This is a genomic window from Amycolatopsis sp. NPDC028719, from assembly GCF_055565395.1.
The window spans coordinates 1-18,968 of the sequence record NZ_JBVHUL010000016.1; the positions used below are offsets into that span (position 1 = coordinate 1).

22 protein-coding genes are annotated in these 18,968 nt (G+C 67.0%); 17 read left to right on the plus strand and 5 right to left on the minus strand.

The window, feature by feature from the left end:
* Nucleotides 1-166 precede the first annotated feature (166 nt).
* The gene (locus tag ACZ4TR_RS45580; protein WP_465294925.1) at nt 167-1,030 is read left to right on the plus strand and encodes a helix-turn-helix domain-containing protein; all 864 of its coding nucleotides are present in this window, start codon (nt 167-169) and stop codon (nt 1,028-1,030) included.
* A gap of 21 nt (nt 1,031-1,051) precedes the next feature.
* On the plus strand, nt 1,052-1,240 hold the full coding sequence (locus ACZ4TR_RS45585) for a DUF397 domain-containing protein (RefSeq protein WP_465294926.1): 189 nt from the start codon (nt 1,052-1,054) through the stop codon (nt 1,238-1,240).
* A 306-nt stretch (nt 1,241-1,546) separates the two neighbouring features.
* Here the strand turns inward: ACZ4TR_RS45585 and ACZ4TR_RS45590 are convergent, their stop codons facing one another.
* The 3 genes from ACZ4TR_RS45590 to ACZ4TR_RS45600 form a co-directional block, all read right to left on the minus strand.
* Nucleotides 1,547-1,726 (minus strand): hypothetical protein, encoded by a 180-nt coding sequence (locus ACZ4TR_RS45590; protein WP_465294927.1) that lies wholly within the window; start codon nt 1,724-1,726, stop codon nt 1,547-1,549.
* Between the two features lie 80 nt (nt 1,727-1,806).
* Nucleotides 1,807-3,144 (minus strand): FAD-binding protein, encoded by a 1,338-nt coding sequence (locus ACZ4TR_RS45595; protein ID WP_465294928.1) that lies wholly within the window; start codon nt 3,142-3,144, stop codon nt 1,807-1,809.
* Nucleotides 3,141-5,393 carry an ATP-binding protein gene (locus ACZ4TR_RS45600; RefSeq protein WP_465294929.1) on the minus strand — a complete coding sequence of 751 codons (2,253 nt, stop codon included), beginning with the start codon at nt 5,391-5,393 and terminating at the stop codon, nt 3,141-3,143. The genes ACZ4TR_RS45595 and ACZ4TR_RS45600 overlap by 4 nt, the downstream gene beginning before the upstream one ends.
* A gap of 359 nt (nt 5,394-5,752) precedes the next feature.
* Here ACZ4TR_RS45600 and ACZ4TR_RS45605 point away from each other — a divergent pair, with 359 nt between their 5' ends.
* The 13 genes from ACZ4TR_RS45605 to ACZ4TR_RS45665 all read left to right on the plus strand — a co-directional run bounded on the left by ACZ4TR_RS45605 (nt 5,753) and on the right by ACZ4TR_RS45665 (nt 16,011).
* Entirely contained in the window at nt 5,753-6,088 is a 336-nt protein-coding gene (locus ACZ4TR_RS45605; RefSeq protein ID WP_465294930.1) for a DUF6355 family natural product biosynthesis protein, read from the plus strand.
* 46 nt (nt 6,089-6,134) lie between these two features.
* The gene (locus tag ACZ4TR_RS45610; RefSeq protein ID WP_465294931.1) at nt 6,135-6,713 is read left to right on the plus strand and encodes a hypothetical protein; all 579 of its coding nucleotides are present in this window, start codon (nt 6,135-6,137) and stop codon (nt 6,711-6,713) included.
* Between the two features lie 338 nt (nt 6,714-7,051).
* Nucleotides 7,052-7,582 carry a hypothetical protein gene (locus ACZ4TR_RS45615; protein ID WP_465294932.1) on the plus strand — a complete coding sequence of 177 codons (531 nt, stop codon included), beginning with the start codon at nt 7,052-7,054 and terminating at the stop codon, nt 7,580-7,582.
* A 107-nt stretch (nt 7,583-7,689) separates the two neighbouring features.
* A complete protein-coding gene (locus tag ACZ4TR_RS45620) occupies nt 7,690-8,244 on the plus strand; it encodes an SAF domain-containing protein (protein ID WP_465294933.1) in 555 nt (184 codons plus the stop codon).
* On the plus strand, nt 8,241-9,047 hold the full coding sequence (locus ACZ4TR_RS45625) for a hypothetical protein (protein ID WP_465294934.1): 807 nt from the start codon (nt 8,241-8,243) through the stop codon (nt 9,045-9,047). The genes ACZ4TR_RS45620 and ACZ4TR_RS45625 overlap by 4 nt, the downstream gene beginning before the upstream one ends.
* Nucleotides 9,037-10,389: a CpaF family protein gene (locus tag ACZ4TR_RS45630; protein ID WP_465294935.1), complete on the plus strand. Its 1,353-nt coding sequence runs from the start codon at nt 9,037-9,039 to the stop codon at nt 10,387-10,389. Before ACZ4TR_RS45625 ends, ACZ4TR_RS45630 begins: the two co-directional genes overlap by 11 nt.
* Nucleotides 10,386-11,237, plus strand: coding sequence for a type II secretion system F family protein (locus ACZ4TR_RS45635; protein WP_465294936.1), 852 nt, complete (start codon nt 10,386-10,388; stop codon nt 11,235-11,237). The genes ACZ4TR_RS45630 and ACZ4TR_RS45635 overlap by 4 nt, the downstream gene beginning before the upstream one ends.
* Complete coding sequence (locus tag ACZ4TR_RS45640) at nt 11,234-12,085, plus strand: type II secretion system protein (RefSeq protein ID WP_465294938.1); 852 nt, start codon at nt 11,234-11,236, stop codon at nt 12,083-12,085. The genes ACZ4TR_RS45635 and ACZ4TR_RS45640 overlap by 4 nt, the downstream gene beginning before the upstream one ends.
* Before the next feature lie 12 nt (nt 12,086-12,097).
* Nucleotides 12,098-12,292 (plus strand): hypothetical protein, encoded by a 195-nt coding sequence (locus ACZ4TR_RS45645; protein WP_465294940.1) that lies wholly within the window; start codon nt 12,098-12,100, stop codon nt 12,290-12,292.
* Nucleotides 12,292-12,660 (plus strand): hypothetical protein, encoded by a 369-nt coding sequence (locus ACZ4TR_RS45650; RefSeq protein WP_465294942.1) that lies wholly within the window; start codon nt 12,292-12,294, stop codon nt 12,658-12,660. Before ACZ4TR_RS45645 ends, ACZ4TR_RS45650 begins: the two co-directional genes overlap by 1 nt.
* The gene (locus tag ACZ4TR_RS45655) at nt 12,657-13,079 is read left to right on the plus strand and encodes a hypothetical protein (RefSeq protein ID WP_465294944.1); all 423 of its coding nucleotides are present in this window, start codon (nt 12,657-12,659) and stop codon (nt 13,077-13,079) included. The genes ACZ4TR_RS45650 and ACZ4TR_RS45655 overlap by 4 nt, the downstream gene beginning before the upstream one ends.
* Entirely contained in the window at nt 13,076-13,489 is a 414-nt protein-coding gene (locus ACZ4TR_RS45660) for a pilus assembly protein TadG-related protein (protein WP_465294946.1), read from the plus strand. Before ACZ4TR_RS45655 ends, ACZ4TR_RS45660 begins: the two co-directional genes overlap by 4 nt.
* Nucleotides 13,490-13,506: 17 nt before the next feature.
* Nucleotides 13,507-16,011, plus strand: a complete 2,505-nt coding sequence (locus ACZ4TR_RS45665; protein ID WP_465294948.1) for a hypothetical protein — start codon at nt 13,507-13,509, stop codon at nt 16,009-16,011.
* Between the two features lie 146 nt (nt 16,012-16,157).
* On the opposite strand, the gene ACZ4TR_RS45670 is transcribed toward ACZ4TR_RS45665, so the two are convergent.
* Together ACZ4TR_RS45670 and ACZ4TR_RS45675 are read right to left on the minus strand one after the other, a co-directional pair.
* Nucleotides 16,158-17,075, minus strand: a complete 918-nt coding sequence (locus ACZ4TR_RS45670) for a hypothetical protein (protein WP_465294950.1) — start codon at nt 17,073-17,075, stop codon at nt 16,158-16,160.
* 427 nt (nt 17,076-17,502) lie between these two features.
* Nucleotides 17,503-17,802 carry a hypothetical protein gene (locus ACZ4TR_RS45675; protein WP_465294952.1) on the minus strand — a complete coding sequence of 100 codons (300 nt, stop codon included), beginning with the start codon at nt 17,800-17,802 and terminating at the stop codon, nt 17,503-17,505.
* An 11-nt stretch (nt 17,803-17,813) separates the two neighbouring features.
* Here ACZ4TR_RS45675 and ACZ4TR_RS45680 point away from each other — a divergent pair, with 11 nt between their 5' ends.
* Nucleotides 17,814-18,611 (plus strand): DNA-methyltransferase, encoded by a 798-nt coding sequence (locus ACZ4TR_RS45680; RefSeq protein ID WP_465294954.1) that lies wholly within the window; start codon nt 17,814-17,816, stop codon nt 18,609-18,611.
* Complete coding sequence (locus ACZ4TR_RS45685; protein ID WP_284743924.1) at nt 18,608-18,826, plus strand: DNA-binding protein; 219 nt, start codon at nt 18,608-18,610, stop codon at nt 18,824-18,826. The genes ACZ4TR_RS45680 and ACZ4TR_RS45685 overlap by 4 nt, the downstream gene beginning before the upstream one ends.
* Nucleotides 18,827-18,968 lie beyond the last annotated feature (142 nt).

Genomic DNA, 18,968 nt, shown 5'->3' on the forward strand with positions numbered 1-18,968 from the left:
GGCGGGCGTCCTGAGCGCCCGAAGTCGATGCTGCGACCACCGTCGCGCAAATTTGCACGAGATGCAATATTGCGAAGACGATAAGTTGCATTGCCACCCGATCGAGCTACGATGCAACTTTCTGTGCTGTCGTAGGCTCGACGCCGACCGAGCGAGAGGAGTAGCCGTGGCCGACGAGGTCAAGGTGAGGCAGTCGGGCGTTCGCGCGCGGCGGATCGCACGCACGATCCTGGGTTGGCGGACTGACAGTGGGCAGGACCAGGGTGCGGTCGCGAAGGCGGTCGGCTGGTCGACGGCGAAGCAATCGCGGATCGAGACCGCCAAGCTGCCGCTTACGCCTGCCGACGTCATGACGCTCGCCTTGCACTTTGGCCGGCCCGCGGACGAACGCGACGCGCTGTTCCGCGACGCGCAGGCGGCCCAGAGCTATCGATGGCTGGATCAAATCTCGACCGAAGCCTTCGCCGCTGACGTACGTGAGTACGTCGCGCTCGAAGCCGAAGCCTCTCACCTGCTGATCTTCAAGATCGATGTTGTGCCGGGGCTCTTCCAGACCGAGGACTACGCCCGCGCGATCGAGTCGGTGGGCTCCGCGGCCGGTGATGTCCGGCATGAGGATCGAGTCCAGGCGCGTATTCGCCGTCAGGCTCGGCTGCAAGACGAGTCGGCGCTGAGCGTCCGAGGCGTGCTGACCGAAGCTGTGCTCAGAATCCAGGTCGGCGGACGCGAAACTTGGCTGGGGCAGCTCCGGCGGATCGCGGACCTTATGGAGCTGCCGAACGTCGACCTCAGGTTCGTGCGGAGCAAGAGCGGTGCGTACCCCGCGATGGGCTATCCGTTCAGCATCTTGAGGTTCGAAGACGGTGAGCCGGACATCGGCTACATCGAGCTTCTTCGTGCGGGCGTCTATCTGGAGCAGGAGGGCGAGGTTGAGCCCTACGTAGACTTGTTCGAGACGCTGTGGGCCTCCGCCGAGGATCCGAGTGGGTCTCGCGACCTGCTCATGGAGATCATCGGAGCGGCCGCATGATCAAAAGACTGGAGACTGGCGATGCACCACTATCACGTGCGGGAGTCTGCTTGGAGGAAGAGTAGCTACAGCGCACCGAACAACGAGTGTGTCGAGGTGGCACCCGTCGGCGACGGTGCAGCAATCCGTGACTCGAAGGATCCGCATGGCGGCTTCTTCGTCATGACGGACGCTGGCTGGTCAGCGTTCCTGACCTCCGTCGCGAAGTAGTCAGCAGCAGAGCGGGCGGGTTCCGGGGCTGGCCGGGACCCGCCCGCAGTGCGTTGCGTCAATCGAACGCACGTTCTATGCATCTGATACGTTCGTCGCGCTGAGGTCGGGATCGCGAGCCAGGAGGTAGCGATGGCGTGGTTGCTGAGGGAGCGAGCGACCGGCAGGGAGTGGCGCATCGGCGACAGCGACCTCGCTTGGGAAGCCGGCGGCTACGACACGGCCAGGTTCGAGCTGCACTTCCTGGACGAAGACATCAGCGGAGCTCCCGACGGTCTACCCGCCGGTCGTGTGGCGTCACCCTGCCTAAGCTGACGCGCGGGCGAACTCGTGCCCGGTGCCGACGATGATCGTCTCGGGTCCTGTAGCCACCTGAACGATATCGAGCTTGACGTCGCCAACCCGGGTCGGCGACGTCAAGCTCGCGTCGAGCGTCGGCGTCGTGCTCGGCTGGTTCGGGTGGAACTGGGTGCAGGGCGGACTCATCGCGGCCGACCTGCTGGCGGCCTTGACCGAGCCATCGGCGTCGCCCTGCGGAGGTACTCGGTCCAGGCCGGCCGATCGGATCACGCGAAGCGTCGCGGGAACAAGTTCAGCGGGTCGTACCGATCTTTCGCCTCGGCGAGCGCCACCTGTGCCGCACCGAGGTGACGTGTCCAGTCGGCGCTGGTGAACGGGATGGCTCCGGTGGGGTAGCTGGTGCCGCCCAAGTTGATGGCGGCGTCGTACCAGCGTCGGTTTCCGGCCACCATGTCCTGGGCCGTCGCCGCGTCAGTGGCGAAGCGAAGCCCGGCGACTAGGTAAACCGTGCTGGCGTCGGGTAGCCGGAAAAGCGGGGTGCCGAAAGCTGTGGTGGTCATCGGGTAGATGAGGATCAATCCGGACGCGCCCAGGTCGGCGTGCTCGAGGCCGGCCATGATGCCGCTGGTGAACGAGTCAATCTGCGCATCGGGGAGAAGCAGGTTGGGCCAGGGGTGCGGAGCTTGCCATTCGCCGGTGTCTTCGAGGTAGGTCACGGTCTCGTCGAGGCGGGTGGCGAACTCCCAGTAACTCAAGTCCTCGATCTTGTCGCGAGAGGTCACAAAGCCGAGTCCTGAGACTAGGACCTCATCGTCGGGCTCGCGAGGCGGTGCGTAGTACGAGGCGACGTCCAGCATGTACACCCAGCCGTCCGGGGTCGGCAGGATTTCTCCCTGCAGGAAGTCGAATCGACCGCCGGCGAGCAGGCTGCGCTGGCTGGTGACCAGCTCGTCGAAGGTGGGGTAATGGATCTTGATGCGCCGCACGCGCGCGGGCGCCGCCATCAGTGGCAGGGTGGCTCGCACGATGACCCCGCACTGGCCGAATCCTCCGAGGACCGCGTGGAAGAGGTCGGGTAGCTCGATCGGTGAGCAGCGACGGAGTGCCCCGTCGGCCGTGACGACATCGAGGGCGAGCACGTTGTCCGTCTGGACTCCGTACCGATGGCTGGTACCGCCGATTCCACCCGCGGACAGGGTGCCTCCGACGGACGTTCCCAGGTAGTCGGTGAGGACGCGTGGAGTCAGTCCGTGCTTGAGCGTGCGGGCGAGAAGTGAGTTCCAGGTCGCGCCGGCGTCGACGGTCACGTGGTCTTCGCTGAGATCGTGAACCTCGTCCATGGCGGTCAGATCAATGATCAAACCGTCGAGCGCCTGGGCCTGCCCCAGGCTGGTGTGGCCGCGCCCCCGTGGCACGACCGGGATGTTGTTGGCCGCAGCGATCGGTAAGACGATCTTGATGTCGGTCGCGGACCCGGCGCGGAGAACTGCGAGCGGCGGGCGGCTGATGATGCCACCGAAGTCGGCTGCCGCGAAGGCCGTCGCGGCGGGATCGGTGACCATCGTGCCGTCGAGATCCAGGTCGGAGAAGACGTTCGGAGTCACTTTGCTACCCCGTCCTTGAGATTGGCGATGCTGGCGCGCACCGCGGCTTCGGCGGGATCCCCGCGCCGTTCGAAGATGCTCGCGGCCTCCTCGAGCCGAGAACGCGCCATGGTGTTGTCGCCGCGAGCAGTGAACGTTCGTGCGAGAGCCCACAGGGTATCGGCTTGGCCTTTGTCGTCATGCGCGGCCTGTTGTACAAAAAGGGCTTCTTCGAGCTGGCGCAGTGCATCGTCGAGCATGTTGGCGGCGAGGTAGGTCATTCCCAGTTGATAGAGCGAGAGCCCTTCGCCGTACTTGTCGTCGATGGACCTGCAGAGCGACAGGGCGCGGCCGGCGTACCGCAGCGCGTCGTCAGTGTGCTTCTCTCCTCGGCAGAGATCGGCGAGATGTACGAGTGCCACCGATTCGGCGTGCTGGTCGCTCTGGTCCCGGTGGATCACCATGCCGCGTTCGAGCGCGCTCCGGGCCATGCTGACGTCCTCCATGTCCGCATGCGCGAGTCCGATGCCGATGTGACACCACGCTGATCTTGTCGGTTCCCCTTCGTTTTCCAGCAGGTCCAGTCCTCGGCGAAACGCTTGACGGCCGCTTTCCGGGTTTCCCAAGCCGAGTTCGACGAGGCCGAGGCCGGTCAGCATGTCGGCCTGCAGGCAGGGGTCTCCGAGCTTGGAAGCGGCCTCCAGGCCGAGGTGGTAGGTGCGCTCCCAGATCGTCCAAGGTTTGCGAAGGTGGAAGTAAGAAAAGAGAGCCTGCGAGATGCGGCACGCAAGATCAAGGTGCCCGATCTTGAGCGCGAGCCCGACCACCGAAGGGAAGCTGGCCAGCTCCTGTTCGCACCAGGCGAAGGCATCGGCGTAGCCGGGGACCGCGGTCTCGGTGGTCGGAGGCCGGAACGGCTCCAGAGCGCGCCCCGCGCCGGCGGCGGTGTGGAGGTACCACGACAGCTCACGAACTCGAGCTCGTTCGATGTCTTCGGGCGCGTCGACGGCGAGTGCTTGCTCTGATGCGTAGACCCGAAGCAAGTCGTGTAGCCAAAAGTGGCCTCGGCCGGCCTCCTCGACCAGGTGGCACATGGCGAGCGTGCGAAGAAGGTGCGCTGCCTGGTCGGACTGTGTGTCGGCGAGCGCCGCGGCCGCCGCGACGCTGATCTCCTTGCCCGGGTGTAGGCCGAGCAACCGGAACATCCGCGCTGCCGCTGCGGGCAGAGCCCGATAAGACCAGGAGAAGACGGCACGAACGTCCGCCTCGTCGTCCGACGCCAGGGTGGCGAGGCGTTGGCGCTCTTCGGCGAGGTCTTCAGCGAGCTCGGATAGACGAACGGGATGGGCGGCGATGCGTTCCGCGGCGACGGCGACAGCGAGCGGAAGATGACCGCACCGGTCAAGGACGGCTTGCGCAGCCTCTGGCTCATCGTCGACCCGCGGGCCCACCACTTCACGCAGGAAACGGAGTGAATCGGCGGCGTCGAAGGGGGCGAGCGCCAGCTGCGTCGCGCCCGCGCGCACGACCAGTCCGGTGAGCATGACCCGGCTCGTCGCCAGGACCGTGCTGCCGGCTGCGCCGGGAAGCAAGGGGCGTACTTGGTCGGACGAAAGTGCGTTGTCGAGGACGACCAGAATGCGACGATTGTGCGTCATCGTGCGAAACAGTGCTGCCCGCTTCTCTTCGCTGGAGGGAACGTCCGCAGGGGTCAATCCCAGGGAAATCAGGAAGTCTTCGAGGATCTCGGCGGGGCTGGCGGGTGATTGGTGCCCCGAGTGGCCTCGAAGATCCGCGAACAGCTGGCCGTCGGGAAAGCGATCGATCTCACGATGGGCCCAGTAGAGGGCCAGAGTCGTCTTCCCGACTCCGGGTGGCCCGTGCACAGTGGCGATCGACAACCTGTCCGCTTGTTCTGAGACTGTGTCGAGAGCCGAAAGCTGAGCGCTTCGCCCGACAAACCGGCCCGGAGCTGCGGGAAGCTGGGCCGGACGTGTCACTACTGCTTCCGAATCGCCCTGGCGTGGACGTGGAATCAAAGCCAGCAGCTCACCGCCGGCCTCGAGCGCGGTGTCACAAGCCTGGGCCAGCTCCGTGGTCGCAGCGCGACGGCCATGTTCGACGTTGGCTAGGTGAGCTCGGCTGTAGTGAGTTCGAGCGGCCAGTTCCGTCAGGGAGAGGCCGCGGGCGATGCGCACATCTCGAAGCTCGGTTGCGAAAGTCTTTCGCTTTTCGACTTGCGTTCCTTGTGTTTCATGTTTCCTGTACATGAAAACAGAAACCCCCTAGTAATCGCTGTCATTCTCGCTGATCCTGGGATGGAAGCACCGAGCGACGGATACGTACCCCTCGGCAATGAGGGTAACGCCACGGGAGCTTCAAGACAGGCAAGTCGCGGGACGCCGCGAGCAAGATCGTCCGTGAGGTGGAAGGTCGAGCACTTAAAGTGACAGTTGCCCCGTCCGTGACGCCGGACGGGTGACATCTAAGACGGTGCACTGTGAGCGCTTCGTGACTGCTCCGCTTCGCGCTCCGAAGTTTCACCTGTCCGACTTGGTTGACGCCTGTTCGTCCGTGGCGTTGTGTGCGGCCATTCTGTCGGGCTCGAGACATATTCCTTGGAGAAAAGATGTCTTTCAGGACTTGTATTCGGCGCGCTTCCGTTATCGTGTCGATCATTCTTTCACTCGGCTGCTCTGTAGTTATGGAAGCTTCCGCTCGGCCGCTGTCCGAGAAGGTCGAGATCGCTGGTTGTGGCTACATCGGCGGAGGCGAGTACACGCATTGCGACAACGGTTCCGGGTCAACCGTGATGCTCGACGTCCAGGACATTTTCTTCAACCTGTACCACTACTGCGTCGGACCGGGAACCACGAACCTCCAGCCGGTGATCCGTTGGCGCGTGATCGGTGCATGGTGGAACGGCGGTGTGGGGTGTGGCCCGGGGTACTACGGGCCGGCGTGACGTCGCAGCGCGTCCAGCAGAGAGCTTCTGGCAGGAAGGCCGGAGAATGCCCAAGATTTGGATCTCGCTTGCATCGCTGATCGTTCTCTCCGTCGGTACGGAGGCATGTGCAGGGAGCGCGCAGACGTCGTCGATTACCGAGCCGTCGTCGCCGGTTTCGCTTCCGTCAGGGCCGGAAACGGCCACGCCGGAGGCGGAGGCAGCAAGCGCGGCGCTCACCGTGTACGAGCTGTACTGGCAGATCAGCGAGCAAGCCGGCCGCGCGCCGCGCGAGAAGGACTGGCGTCCCGAACTCGCGAAGGCGATGGCTGATCCGGCGCTGACCGGCTACGTCAACGAGGTTGGCAACCTCGCGTCCGTACCGGCCCACACCGAAGGCCGGTACGGACGCTCCCCGAAGGTGACGTCGGTTTCCGTCGCCCAGCCGCAGCGCGTGGTCATCACCGACTGCCTCGACGCCACCGACGAGCACCTGGTCAGCGACAGGACCGGCGAGGCCGGCCGCGACCTCGACCACCCCGACCAGCCGCGCCGCTACGAGTTCGAAGCTCAGGTTGTCCGGTATCCGGATCCCGACCGCTGGCTGGTGCAACAGGTCCAACCACGTCTGGAGAAGCCATGTTGAAGAGCAGTTGCGTGCTCGCCGTCGGCCTCGCCGCGGTGGCGCTACCAGCGACCGCGTACGGCCAGACCGGTCCCGGAGGGTGCACGTCGACCGGGACTCGCGGGATGTGCTGGGTGTCGGCTGCCGACCCGGGCCGCTCCGCCGAAGAGTCTGCCCCTCACCAAGCAGGTGCCGGCTCAGCCGGGCAGAGCGCGCAGCGGCCACACTATCCGTGTACGGACCGCCCGTGGACGCCACCGCCCGCCGGTGATCCGCTGTGGGGTGGCCACTCGCCGTCCGAAGGCTCGCTGAGGCTGCTGATCTGCCAGGGCGGCGGCGCTCTGCAGGGATGGCCGCGAGTGGTGTTCACCCCGAACGGGCAGCCGGTCGTCGTCCCGCAGGTGTCCCCGGCGGAGCTGGCCCAACAGGCCATCTCGGAGATGGGATTGTCGGCGCCGGACATCCGGCTCGCACCCTCCGCGGACTCGCCGCACGGCGCGACGATCGGGTTTCCGGTCTGGATGTGGACCGCCCGCCGCGAAGCCACCGTCGGACCGGTGATGCGGACCGCGAGCGCCGGCTCGGTCACCGTGATCGCCACAGCCACGTTGGTGAAGATCGACTGGGCGATGGGCGACGGGACGACCGTCAGCTGTCCGGGACCTGGCACCGAGTTCAAGGACGACCAGGTCGGACAGCTGTCGCCGACCTGTGGCCACGTCTACCGCGACCTCGTCGACGGAGGAGTAGCCGCGGTCAACGCGACGAGCCACTGGGAGATCCGCTGGTCGGGCGGCGGGCAGAGCGCGTTCAGGACGATGGCGCTGACCTCGTCGGCGCGGTTGCCGCTGCGGGAGATCCGGACCCTCAACACCGGAGGCCCGCGATGACGACGCGAGTGCAGAAACTGCGCGGAGTTCCCGACGCCCCGCCTCCTGCTCCGGTCCCGCTCCGGCCCCCGCGGCGCCGCCGGTCCAAGCTCCTCGTCCTGCTCGGAGTGGTGCTGTCCGCGCTCTCCGCTACCGGTGTCGTGTGGGTCTTCCGCGCGACCGACGACGCAGTGCTTGCGGTCGGCGTCGCCCGGCCGGTCCGGTACGGCGAGGTCATCACCGCCGATGCGTTGCGTGAGGTCCAAGTCCGGCCCGACCCCGGTGTTCGGCCGTTGCCGTGGGAGCGGCGGTCCGAGGTCATCGGCCGGACGTCCCCGACCGATCTGCAGCCGGGGGCGATCGTGACGCCCGACGCGGTCTCGGCCTCGGCTACGGTGCCTGGCGCCGGGCAGCAGCTGATCGGTGTGCCGGTGAAGCTCGGGCAGCTGCCCGCGGCGCCCTTGCAGCCTCGGCAGCCGATTCTTCTGGTTCCCGCAGGCCCTGAGGGAACCACCGCAGAAGCGTGGGCGCCTGTCCGGGGGGCGGTGATCAGCGTCAGTGAACGCGACGCGACCTCGACCAAGGTGGTGGACGTCGTCGTGCCCGAGGCGAACGGCGTGCAGTTGGCGTCACGCGCGTCGGGCGGCCGTGTCGCGATCGTCGTGCTCCCCAAGGACCGGTGATCCACGTGCTGATCTCCTTCATCTCAGTGAATGGCAGCCCGGGAGTCTCGACGGCCGCGTTGGCTTTGACCTGGGTCTGGCCGCGGCACGCGGTCGTCGCCGAGTGCGACCCGGCCGGCGGGCGTGCTCTCGGCGTGTTCGACCCGGATGGCAGCCATGGCCGGACCGGCGTGTTCGAGCTGATGCTGCAGGCGCGGTCCATGCCGCTGCACCGGGCGATGTCGAGCCAGCTGCTCGTCCTCCCGGACGGCACCGCCCGGCATCACCTGCTGCCGGGCGTGAACTCCCCGCGGGAAGCCGACAGCCTGGACTGGCGACGGTTGACCTCGTTGTTCCTGGACCTGGAGACAGTCGACGTCCTCGCCGACTGCGGCCGGTTCCGCAGCCGGGCCACCGCGGCCGCGACGCTGTCGGAGGCCGACCTGGTCGTGGCGGTCGTGACCAACTCCCGGGGGTCGCTGCAGGCTCTCGCGAAGGCCGTGGACGTCATCCGACAAGAGCACGGGGTATTCGACGACGAAGGACTCGTCGTCCTCATCGTCGACGCGGACCCGCGGGTCCACCAGCGCTATTCGCACGGGGAAATCGGGAAAGAGCTCGGTCTGCACGTCGCCGGTGCGCTGCCTTGGGACCCGGTCACCGCGGCGCAGTTCTCAGAGCTGTATCGGCCCGGCCGAAAGTTCGAGACGTCACCACTGCTGACCCACGCGCGGAAAGCCGCCGACGAGGTCGGCCGGCGCGCGATGCAGAGGATGAGCTGGCTGCGGAAGCCACCGCCGGTGGTGAGCCACCATGTCCGTTGACGTCGTCGCGGTCGCGGACCTCGAGGAGATCATCGACCGGGTGCAGCAGCGGCTGGCGCCGCTTGTGCAGCAGAGGGTCGCGTCGGGGGAGCAGGATGAGCGTGCAGTCGCGGAGATCCTGCTCGACGATGTCTTCGCGACGGTGATCAAAGAGTGGGCGGGATCCGGCCGCCCGTTCCTCGACCTCGAGCAGGAGCAGGTCGTCAGGTCGGGCGTGCTGGCGGAAATGTTCGGCCTGGGCCGGCTCGAAGCGCTTCTGGCCGACGATGAGCTGGAGAACATCGACGTCATCGGCAGCGACCCCGTCTGGTTGTCGTACCACGACGGCCGTGTCGGACGAGCGCCGCGGATCGCGTCGACCGATCAGGCGGTCGTTCGGTGGCTGCAGCGGATCGCGGCCCGGATGGGCCGCACCGAGCACACGATCAACGACGCCCGTCCGCTGCTCAACATGGAGCTGCCCGGCGGAGAACGCTTGGCCGCGACGATCGGCGTCACCGACCGGCCGCACATCTCGATCCGCCGACACCGGCTACCTACTGCCGGCCTGGAAGCCTTGAGGCAGCGGGGCATGCTCTCGACCGCTCAGCTCGCACTCCTGCGCGCGGCAGTGCGAGCCGAGAAGAACATCGTCGTCTGCGGGCGGCAGAAGGCCGGGAAGACGACGCTGCTGCGAGCGCTGTGCTGGGAGATCCCGCCGAGCGAGCGTTTCGCGACGCTGGAGACCGAATTCGAGCTCGGCTTGCACCGTCATCGGGACCGCTTTCCGGCGGTGGTCGCGTTCGAGGAACGGGAGGGCAACACCGAGCGCTGGGAGAACGGCCGCCCGGTCGGCGGCGTGGATCTTACGAGGCTGGTGTGGCAGTCCCTGCGGATGCACACCTCCCGCACGGTCGTCGGCGAGGTCCGGGGCGGCGAGATCGTCCCGATGCTCAACGCGCTCGCCGCCGGCGGCGCCGGGTCGCTGTCCACCCTGCATGCTCGCAGCGCAGCGCAGGCGATCCACCGCATGGTGTTGCTCTGCCTGGAGACGAACGCGGCCTGGACGCCCGAGTTCGCCTACGAGGTCGTCGCGAACACCATCGACCTGATCGTGCACGTCGACTTGGTGCACGGACCGGGCCATCTCGATCGCCACGTCGCCGAAATCGCTTCCGTCGAACCGGGGGAGTACGGGCGCCCGGCCCGCACCCACCTGTTCGCGTCAGCCGACGGCGGGCGTTCTGCGCCGACCGGAAACCTGCCGACCGACATCGAGGATTACGAGCGCGGCGGCTTCGACCGGACCTGGCTGACCAGCGACGGCGACGGCGGCTGGCTGACCGATCGGAGCCGACGATGACCGAGTTCATCCTGGCACTGGCCGGCGCCGGAGCGGGCTTGGGAATCACCCTAGCCGTCCTCGGGATCTACGGACGCGAGCCGAACGACGTGCCGGCCTTCCGGCGCGGCCGGCGGTGGCTGCTGGCCAGGCCCGGCGTTCCGGCGCGATGGGGACTGGCTTGCGGTGCGGGTGCCCTGGTCTGGCTGGTGAGCGGCTGGCCGGTCGCCGGGATCGCCATCGCGGCGGCGGCCGCGTTCGTGCCGTGGCTGCTCGGCGCGGGAAGGGCTGCCGCCCAGCGGATCGAACGGCTGGAGGCCCTGGAAGACTGGCTGCGCGGCCTCGCGGACGTCCTGCGCGCCGGCAACGCGGGTCTCGTCGGCGCCCTGCAGAGCTCGGCCAACGACGTGCCCCTTGCGATCCTCGCCGAGGTGACCACGCTCGGACAGCGGCTACAGACCTGGGACGTCGCCGACGCGCTGATGCAGTTCGCCGAGGACGTCGACGACCAGGTCGGCGACGCCGCGGCGGCCGGGTTGTGCGTCGCTCATCAGCAAGGCACGGGCACCGCCGAGTTGCTGACTACTCTGGCCCGGCAGATCGCCGCCGACGTCGCGGCGCGCCGCGACGCGGAGACCGAACGCGCGCGCCGCCGTTCCGCGGCACGAATCCTGCTCGGCCTGTGGGCGGTCATGTTCGTCGGCTTCGCAGTCTTCGGCAGCAACAGCTACACGTCGGTCTACAGCTCGCTCGGCGGGCAGCTGGTGCTCGCCGCCGTGCTCGGCGTTGTAGGCATCGCCGTGGTGTGGCTGCGGCGACTCGGTGTCGAGCCATCGGCACCGCGATTCCTGCACCAGGAACCGACATGAGTACCGAGGCGGTGCTGATCGCATTGGCGATCACGGCGGCGATCGGCGTGACGCTGATCGTGGCGGCGTTCGCGCCGACGCGGCCGCGCCTCGCCGACGTACTCCGCGAGACACCGCAGGGACCGCCTGGACTGCGCGAGGTCGTCATTGCCCAAGCTGACAGGCTGAAACTGATCGCGAAACCGGCTGACCTCGCGCTGATCGGGCAGTCGCGCGAGTCCTTTGTCGCCCAGCGAGTGGGTTTCTTGCTCGTTGGTGCACTGTGGATCCCGGTGCTGACCACCGTCCTCGCATTGGTCGGAGCCGCACCGCCGATCGTGCTGACCGGCGCGGCGTCCGCAGGGTGTGCGTTCGTCGGGTGGCAGCTGCCGGTGCTGGTGCTGAAGAACAAGGTCAAGCACGCGCGGGCGGCGTTCGCCGGCGCGCTGGCTGCCTACTGCCGGCTCGTCGCTCTGGGAAGGCTCGGCGACCGCGGTCCGGTCGAAGCGCTGCGCTACCCGGCCACGCTCGGCACGGGCTGGGCCTTCCAGCGAATCAAGCTGGCTATCGACGAAGCTGCGCTGCGCGGTCGGATGCCGTGGGCCGGATTCGCCGATCTGGCCGAGGAAACCGGCGTCCGCGAGCTGAAGGACATCGGGCACATCATCGCCAGCGCCGGCCAGGACGGCGCCAGCATCGTCGACACGCTCCGCGCCAAAGCGGCGGCCTTGGACGAGAAGCAGCTCGCGGACCGCAAGACCGGTTCGTCGGTCCGCTCGGACCGCATGGATATGCCCGTCGCGCTGCTCGGGCTGGCGTTCATCGGCTTCCTCGCGTTCCCGGGCCTCTACCTGATGCTCCACACCTGAGAGGAGAAGAACATGCTCGGCAAGATCACATTCTGGTGGCTGTTCCTGCAGGCACGCCTGAGCCAGTTCGCCGCTGAGGGCGAACGCGGCGACGAGAACATCACCAAGGCCTTCTACGCCGCGCTCGGCATCACCATCGCCACGCTGATCGGCGCCGGCATCACGGCCTTCGTCAACGGCAAGCTCCCCTTGATCGGTGGGCACTGATGCACGGCGAACGCGGGGACGACAACGTCGCCGCCGCGGTCATCTACAGCGCGATCCTGCTCGTCGCGTGGGCAGGCATCCAGGTTGCGTTCGTCCTTCTCGGCCGCGGCGTGGCCCTGGAGGCTGCAAGGGACGGTGTGCGGTCGGCACGCCTGCTGCCGACGGACTTGGCAACCGCAGCGTCGGCCGCCGAGACGTACACCCGCGAGGTCACCGGTACCTGGCTTTCCGACGTACACGCCCGGGCTGGCACGGACGGCGACAGCGTCACGGTGACCGTCACCGGTGAGGCGACTTCGCTCGTGCCGTTCGCCCGGTTCCTGATCAGCCAGACGGCGTCCGGCCCGATCGAGCGGCTCGAGCCATGATCGGCGACGAGCGCGGCGACATCACCGTCGAGACGGCGGTCGGCGTGACCGCGCTGATCCTGCTTGTGGGGCTGGGCCTGGTCGGAGTGCGCGTTCTGGTCGCCGACGCGGCGATCGACGAAGCTGCTCGGTCGGCCGCCCGCGCCGCGTCCATCTCTCGCGATGGCGAGGCTGCAGCTGTGGCCGCCGAGCGCCGCGCCCGCGCAGTGCTGGCCGAGCAGCAGTTGACCTGCAGCAGCATCGAGGTCGTGGTCGACGCTGCGGACTTCGCGAAGTCCCTCGGCGAACCGGGGTATGTCACCGCCACGATCACCTGCGACGTCCCGCTGGACACCCTCGCGATCCCGGGTATCGGAGGTTCGAAGACGCTGCGAGCGCAGTTCCGTTCACCTATTGACCGCTACGGCTCACGGTCATGAAGCCCCGCGGCCTCCTGCGTGATGAACGCGGCTCAGCGTCGGTACTGATCCTCGGCCTCTGCCTTGCGCTGCTCGCCGCTGTCGGCATCGCCGTCGACGGGACGCGCAAGGGCCTGGCGTACTCGCAGGCGACGGCGATCGCCGAAGAAGCCGCCCGCGCCGGCGCGCAGGCCGTACACGCGCACTCCCTTGCCCACGGCACCGACGCAGACGTCGAGCCGGCCATCGCCGAGGCGGAGGCACGGCGGTACATCGCGACGTCCGGCGCCACCGGCACAGCCCACGCCGACGAGCACGAGGTCGTCGTCGACACCGCTATCACCCGCACCACGATCTTCCTCGGATCCGTCGGAATCGCCGAGTTCACCGTTCACGGCCACGGTGCCGCCGTCCTCGTCTCGGCGGACTGAGCCGGGAGGAGCACACCATGCGCACAGTCCGAACCCTCGCCGGCCTCGTGGCGATCAGCGCCTTGATCGGGGGCCCTCCTGCAGCACTGTGGAAGTTCCGCACCGCGTACCTGCCGGACCGGGTCGACGACGTCTTCACCTGGCTGACCACTCGCGACGACGGCAGCCTGTTTCTCCTGTTGCTGGTCGGTGTCGGCCTGGTCGCATGGCTCCAGCTGCTCGTCGCCTTCGGCGTCGAAGCCACAGCGGCCCTTCGAGGGACACGACCTCTGCGGCTGCCGGGGTTCGGCTGGGCTCAGCGTCTCGCTGCCGGAATGCTGCTCCTCCTGCTGGCCGGCACGGCCACGGCCGAAGCCACCGAAGTACCGCCCCACGTCGTCGTCACCGGCGACAACCTCAGCTCGATCGCCAAGGCCGAACTCGGCGACGCAGGCCGCTACCGGGAGATCTACGAGCTCAACCGCGGAGTTCCGCAGCCCGGCGGAGACGCGCTCCGCGATCCAGAACTGCTGAAGCCAGGCTGGGTTCTCCAGCTGCCGGGAGCCGACGAGGTCATCGTCCGGCCGGGCCAGACGCTGTCCGGGATCGCCCGGGACAGGCTCGGTGACGCTCACCGCTATCAGGAGATCTTCGACCTGAATCGAGATCGCCCGCAGCCGTCCGGGCACCCGCTCATCAGCCCGGACCAGCTGCACCCCGGCGACGTCCTCCGGCTGCCAGGCCACGACCCGAAGCCCAGCCCGAGCCCGCCACCAACTCCGGTACCGGTCCACACGCCGGCCACGCCTAGCCCCGCAGCCGCCGTTCCGCCTGCAACCCCGCGTCCCGCCGAGGTCGCGCCTCCGGTCGAGCAGGACAGCGGTGTGACGCCGGCGCTGCTCGCCGGCGCCGGAGGAGTGCTGGTGGTGTCTCTGCTCCTGCTGATGTCCGCGCGGCGCGGACGTGTGTGTCAGCAGGCCGCCGTCGTCGAAACGCCGACAGTGCAGCAGCTCGACCGCGCGTTGCGAGCGATGGCCCGCAACGCTCGCCGAGACGGATCTGAGCTGCCCCCGGTCGCTGGGGCAAGCATCGGAGCAAACGGGATTCGCCTCCGGCTCGCCCGACCCGCCGACGCCATCCGCCCGTTCGCCGCCATCACGGAGACCGAGTGGCTGTTGAGCGAGCACCCGAGTGCATCCGAGATGGACGAAGACCTGGCTCCTTATCCAGCCCTGGTCTCCCTGGGCTACACGAGTGAGAGCGATTTGGTGCTGGCCAACCTCGAGCAGGCGGGCCTGCTTGCGCTCCGAGGGAACCGGGAGGATGCCGGCGCCGTGCTGGCAGCGATGACGTGGGACCTTCTCTCTGCCCAATGGACCAGCGATATCACGATCATTGTCATTGGAACTGGCAAGCGCACCGCCGCCTGCAACGTCGACCAAGCTCGATTTGCCGAGAACTGGAGCGAAGCTCTCGAGACCGTGGCCACCGAGTCTTGTCGCTTCGTGATCCTCTCGGCCGTGCCGGTCGACCAAGCTCAGTTCGGCGACCTCGTGGCCGTAGATGAGCGAGTCGCCGCGATCGTGACGGTCATCCCGGAAGGCCAAGTCCTGCCGGGGGCTTGGAGCCTGGATGTCGGAACCGGTCGCACCTTCGTCGACGAACTCGACACGGACGTCGAGCTGCAACGGCTGACGCCCGACCAGGTCACCCAGCTAACCGCGGGCCACGCCGAACCGGAAGCCCCCGAGCCGGAACCTCAACCCGAGCCGACGCCCTCCCCTCCCGCCGTCGCCCACGAGGCCCCGGTTCCCGCGATCAGGCTGCTCGGCCCGGTTAGCCTGATCGGCGTCGACCCCGCGGTCGTCGAGGCGAAGAAGATCAACCGGCTGACCGAGCTGGCGGCCTTCCTCAGCCTCCACCCCGGAGCGAACGCGGACGAGATCTCACGGCAGCTCGGCACCGACACCGCACCGTGGTCGGCGGCGACTCGCCAGGGCTACATCTCACGCCTGCGCACCTGGCTCGGCCGAGACGCCGACGGCGAGCTGTACCTCCCGAACGTCGACGCGAGACGAGGCGGCTACCGCCTCTCGGACTCCTTCGAGAGCGACTGGGACCAGTTCCGAGTTCTGTCTCGGCGCGGTCTCGCCGACCCCGAGACCTCGATCGACCTGCTGAAGGAAGCCATGGAGCTGGTCTCGGGCTTGCCGCTGAGCAACGTGCCGTCGGATCGGTACGCGTGGAGCTCGTGGCCCCAGCGAGAGATGATCGACACCGTTGTCGAGGTGGCGCACGTTCTGGCCACCGCTAGCTACCACGCCGGCGATCTCGCCTCAGCACGACGAGCTGTCGTCCGCGGGCTTCTTGCCGATCCGGTCAGCGAGTTGCTCTACCGTGACTCGCTCCGTGTCGAGCATCGCGCGGGTAACCGTGTCGGCCTACGTGAAATCGTGGCCAAGCTGGAGTCGACAGCTGCATCGCTGGACGTCGATCTCGAGGAGGAAACAAGGCAGATGGTGGCAGGGTTGCTCGCTGGGTGACTTCCGCGCTACGCGACTTGGCACCTCGACGACGATTTTGATTGCGACACCCAGAAGCAACGCGTGCCTGACGATGAGCTAGGGCACGTGAAGAAAGGCAGAATCAGCACCGTTGCTCGACCGGTGAAGTCTCGGCAGCAATGCCACTACCCGATGGAAGCTGTTCGCGCTGGACGTCGGAGTAGCTGCCGTCGTGGGTTTCGGTCCGACTCGTAGTTGGCGCGCAGTTCAGCGTCCGCCCTCGCGTCGCCGGCTACGATCAAGAAGCGCATGTTTCGCACGCCGCCATCGGTGTTTGCTGCGACGCTGACACCTTCGAACGGTCCGCTGACCGGTGCCTTGGCGTAGAAGTGGTCTTTGTTTCCGTTGGCGTTGTCTGGTAACAAGTCGACGACTAACCAGAGTGCCTTGTCGGTCGTGGCTGGGTCACCGTTAGTCGCTCCCGACGCGGTGTACGAGGTGTTGCATCCACCTGGGTGATCTCCCACGACTTCGATTTGCGCGTAACCAGGCGCTGGCCGCACCGTGGCTGAAGGCGGTCTGGATATTCTCGTCGGTGTCATCGCCGATGAAGGCGTCTGGGACGGCGTTATGGAGTCAACTGGAGTCGGTGACGGCGAGAACGACACTGAAGCAGTGACCGGCAATGGAGGCGGCGCGGTGGTCGTCGGAATCTGCTGACTTGAACCGGTACCTGTCGTCGCATCGGCACTTGGTTGCCAGAACAGCCTGCCTCCTGCAAAACCCAAGCCGACGGATAACAAGACTGCAGCTGCGAAGACGGCAACATGCTTGACTCGTAGACGTCCCTGCTCCTTCCGCCGACGCAGATCACGGACAAGCGCGACAACAAGGGCCAAGGCCAAGAGGCCACCGCAAGCGAACTCAAGGCTGCGGTAGCCGTTGCCCACCAGGTGGTGAAACAGCTGATCAAGGGCCGAAAGTACGCCGAGAAGTGTGGCAATCGCGCTCGAGGGAATCAAACCCGACCACAGTATCGTCCAGCGTCGCCTTCCTTCGGGGTGTGAGGTAGGCGATGCTTCTGGGGCTTCCGGGTCGGTCATGAACACTTCCCTGTCCGCGTTGTTCGAGGCACCCTGATGTCGTGCGGCGGGGCACGGTTGTGACAGTTTGGTCGAAGTTCGCCGTTACCCTGAGGCGGAAGTTAATTACACAGCAAGAGCTAGCTCGCGGCTGCCGACTGAGCCGCTGTGACCGTCGTCGACATCAAAGATCACCTGCAACTCCATGACTCTGTCATCGAGTGACGTGGAGGTTTCCTTGCTGCCGAATCATTTCCAGCGATCCGTGGCGGGTGCAGTGTCCCGGATCGCGTCCATTGCCGATGACAGCCTGGACTGCGTTTTCGGGCACCCGGAGATCAGGTCGGTCGCCGGAGCGGAGGTCGTTGCCGGCATATGTCAGGTCTGGTCGGGGTTGCACCGGGTCCTCAGGCGGACTGGCGCGACGTGGCTTGTCTTCGACGGGCAGTCACCAGATCACGCTACCGTGGCGTGGCGGGTTGCATTTGCGTTGCAGCAGGAAGGGTGGACCATCCGGAACGCCGTGATCGGCCCGTTGGACGCAGGATCTCGCTGCCCGGGGATCGGATTCCTTGTCGTATGGCACCCAGTCTATTATTTTGATGCTGGCAGCTTGCGAGCGCGGTACGCTCGAAATCCCGGCGACGTCATGCGGCGTTCCGGCGAAAGCATCAACGATCTCTTCCTGCTCGCTGCATGTCCCGCCGACGGTACTGTCTTGAATCTCTTCCAGCGCGATGACCGTCAACGGAGTGCCGCGTGAGGGTTTCCTACGACGATGGACAGGTGGCACTGTACGAAAGTGACGTTGTGTTGGCGTTGCGCATGCTTCCCGGACGTTCAGTGGACTGCGTCGTCACGTCACCGCCGTATTGGGGCTTGCGCGACTATCGCCTAGCCGGTCAGTTGGGCGCGGAGCCAACGGTCGATGAGTACGTTGGTCGACTTGCCGTAGCCGTCGACGAGCTAGCCGCGGTCCTGGCGACACAAGGCACAGTTTGGCTGAACCTTGGAGACAGCTACGGCGGCTCTTGGGGCCACTACGTCGCGAAAGGCTCTACGTCGAGGACCGCATCGGAGCGGTTGCGGACTCCGTACGGGACGCATCGGCCGCCGCAGGCGTCGTATCGGGCGAAGGACCTCGTCGGAGTGCCGTGGCGGGTTGTGCTCGAGCTACTGGACCGTGGTTGGTGGCTGAAGCGCGAGATCATCTGGCATAAGCCCAACGCCAGGCCTGAGAGCGTGCGAGACCGGTTCTCACACTGCTACGAGAACATCTTCGTCCTGTCTCGAGACTCCGGCGAGACCGCCGAGACCGAGGTCTGGAGTGTCTCGTCGGACCGTGGTCGTGTGAGTCATCCGGCCAGGGGAACGCTGGAGATCGCGCGGCGCTGCGTTCAGTTGGGGTGCCGTCCGGGTGGGACGGTTCTCGATCCGTTCTCGGGGAGCGGGACCACCGGGATCGCCGCGCGAGAGCACCGGTGCCGGTTCATCGGGATCGATCTCGACCCGCGGTGCCATGAGCTTGCCCTGCAGAGGCTGGGGTTGAGCGCATGACCGTCGAGGTGGAGCAAGCCATGACGCTGGCCGAGGTGGCCGCATTGCCGGCGGTGGTCGATCTCATGACGGCCGCGCGTGCGTTGGGAATCCGGCGGACCACTGCGTATGCCCTTGCCCGTGGTGACTCCTTTCCCTGCCCCGTGTTCCGGGCCGGCGCGTCCTATCGGGTGCCGACGTCGGGGCTGTTGCGACTGTTGGGTTTGACCACCTGATCCGGTGATCTTTCCCGGGCTCGGGCTTCCCCGAGTGGTGGTCGCAGCGCGAGTATCGGGCTGCGAGAAAGCCCTTGGTGGGTGCTTGACGAATGAGGGGAGAGGAATCTCGATGGCCGATGGCTCGGTGTACCGGCGGTGT

Coding starts and splice junctions, on each gene's coding strand:
- ACZ4TR_RS45585 (WP_465294926.1), top strand. CDS start 1,052: ATGCACCACTATCACGTGCGGGAGTCTGCTTGGAGGAAGAGTAGCTAC.
- ACZ4TR_RS45590 (WP_465294927.1), bottom strand. CDS start 1,726: ATGAGTCCGCCCTGCACCCAGTTCCACCCGAACCAGCCGAGCACGACG.
- ACZ4TR_RS45600 (WP_465294929.1), bottom strand. CDS start 5,393: ATGTACAGGAAACATGAAACACAAGGAACGCAAGTCGAAAAGCGAAAG.
- ACZ4TR_RS45605 (WP_465294930.1), top strand. CDS start 5,753: ATGTCTTTCAGGACTTGTATTCGGCGCGCTTCCGTTATCGTGTCGATC.
- ACZ4TR_RS45610 (WP_465294931.1), top strand. CDS start 6,135: ATGCCCAAGATTTGGATCTCGCTTGCATCGCTGATCGTTCTCTCCGTC.
- ACZ4TR_RS45630 (WP_465294935.1), top strand. CDS start 9,037: ATGTCCGTTGACGTCGTCGCGGTCGCGGACCTCGAGGAGATCATCGAC.
- ACZ4TR_RS45635 (WP_465294936.1), top strand. CDS start 10,386: ATGACCGAGTTCATCCTGGCACTGGCCGGCGCCGGAGCGGGCTTGGGA.
- ACZ4TR_RS45640 (WP_465294938.1), top strand. CDS start 11,234: ATGAGTACCGAGGCGGTGCTGATCGCATTGGCGATCACGGCGGCGATC.
- ACZ4TR_RS45645 (WP_465294940.1), top strand. CDS start 12,098: ATGCTCGGCAAGATCACATTCTGGTGGCTGTTCCTGCAGGCACGCCTG.
- ACZ4TR_RS45650 (WP_465294942.1), top strand. CDS start 12,292: ATGCACGGCGAACGCGGGGACGACAACGTCGCCGCCGCGGTCATCTAC.
- ACZ4TR_RS45655 (WP_465294944.1), top strand. CDS start 12,657: ATGATCGGCGACGAGCGCGGCGACATCACCGTCGAGACGGCGGTCGGC.
- ACZ4TR_RS45660 (WP_465294946.1), top strand. CDS start 13,076: ATGAAGCCCCGCGGCCTCCTGCGTGATGAACGCGGCTCAGCGTCGGTA.
- ACZ4TR_RS45665 (WP_465294948.1), top strand. CDS start 13,507: ATGCGCACAGTCCGAACCCTCGCCGGCCTCGTGGCGATCAGCGCCTTG.
- ACZ4TR_RS45670 (WP_465294950.1), bottom strand. CDS start 17,075: ATGACCGACCCGGAAGCCCCAGAAGCATCGCCTACCTCACACCCCGAA.
- ACZ4TR_RS45685 (WP_284743924.1), top strand. CDS start 18,608: ATGACCGTCGAGGTGGAGCAAGCCATGACGCTGGCCGAGGTGGCCGCA.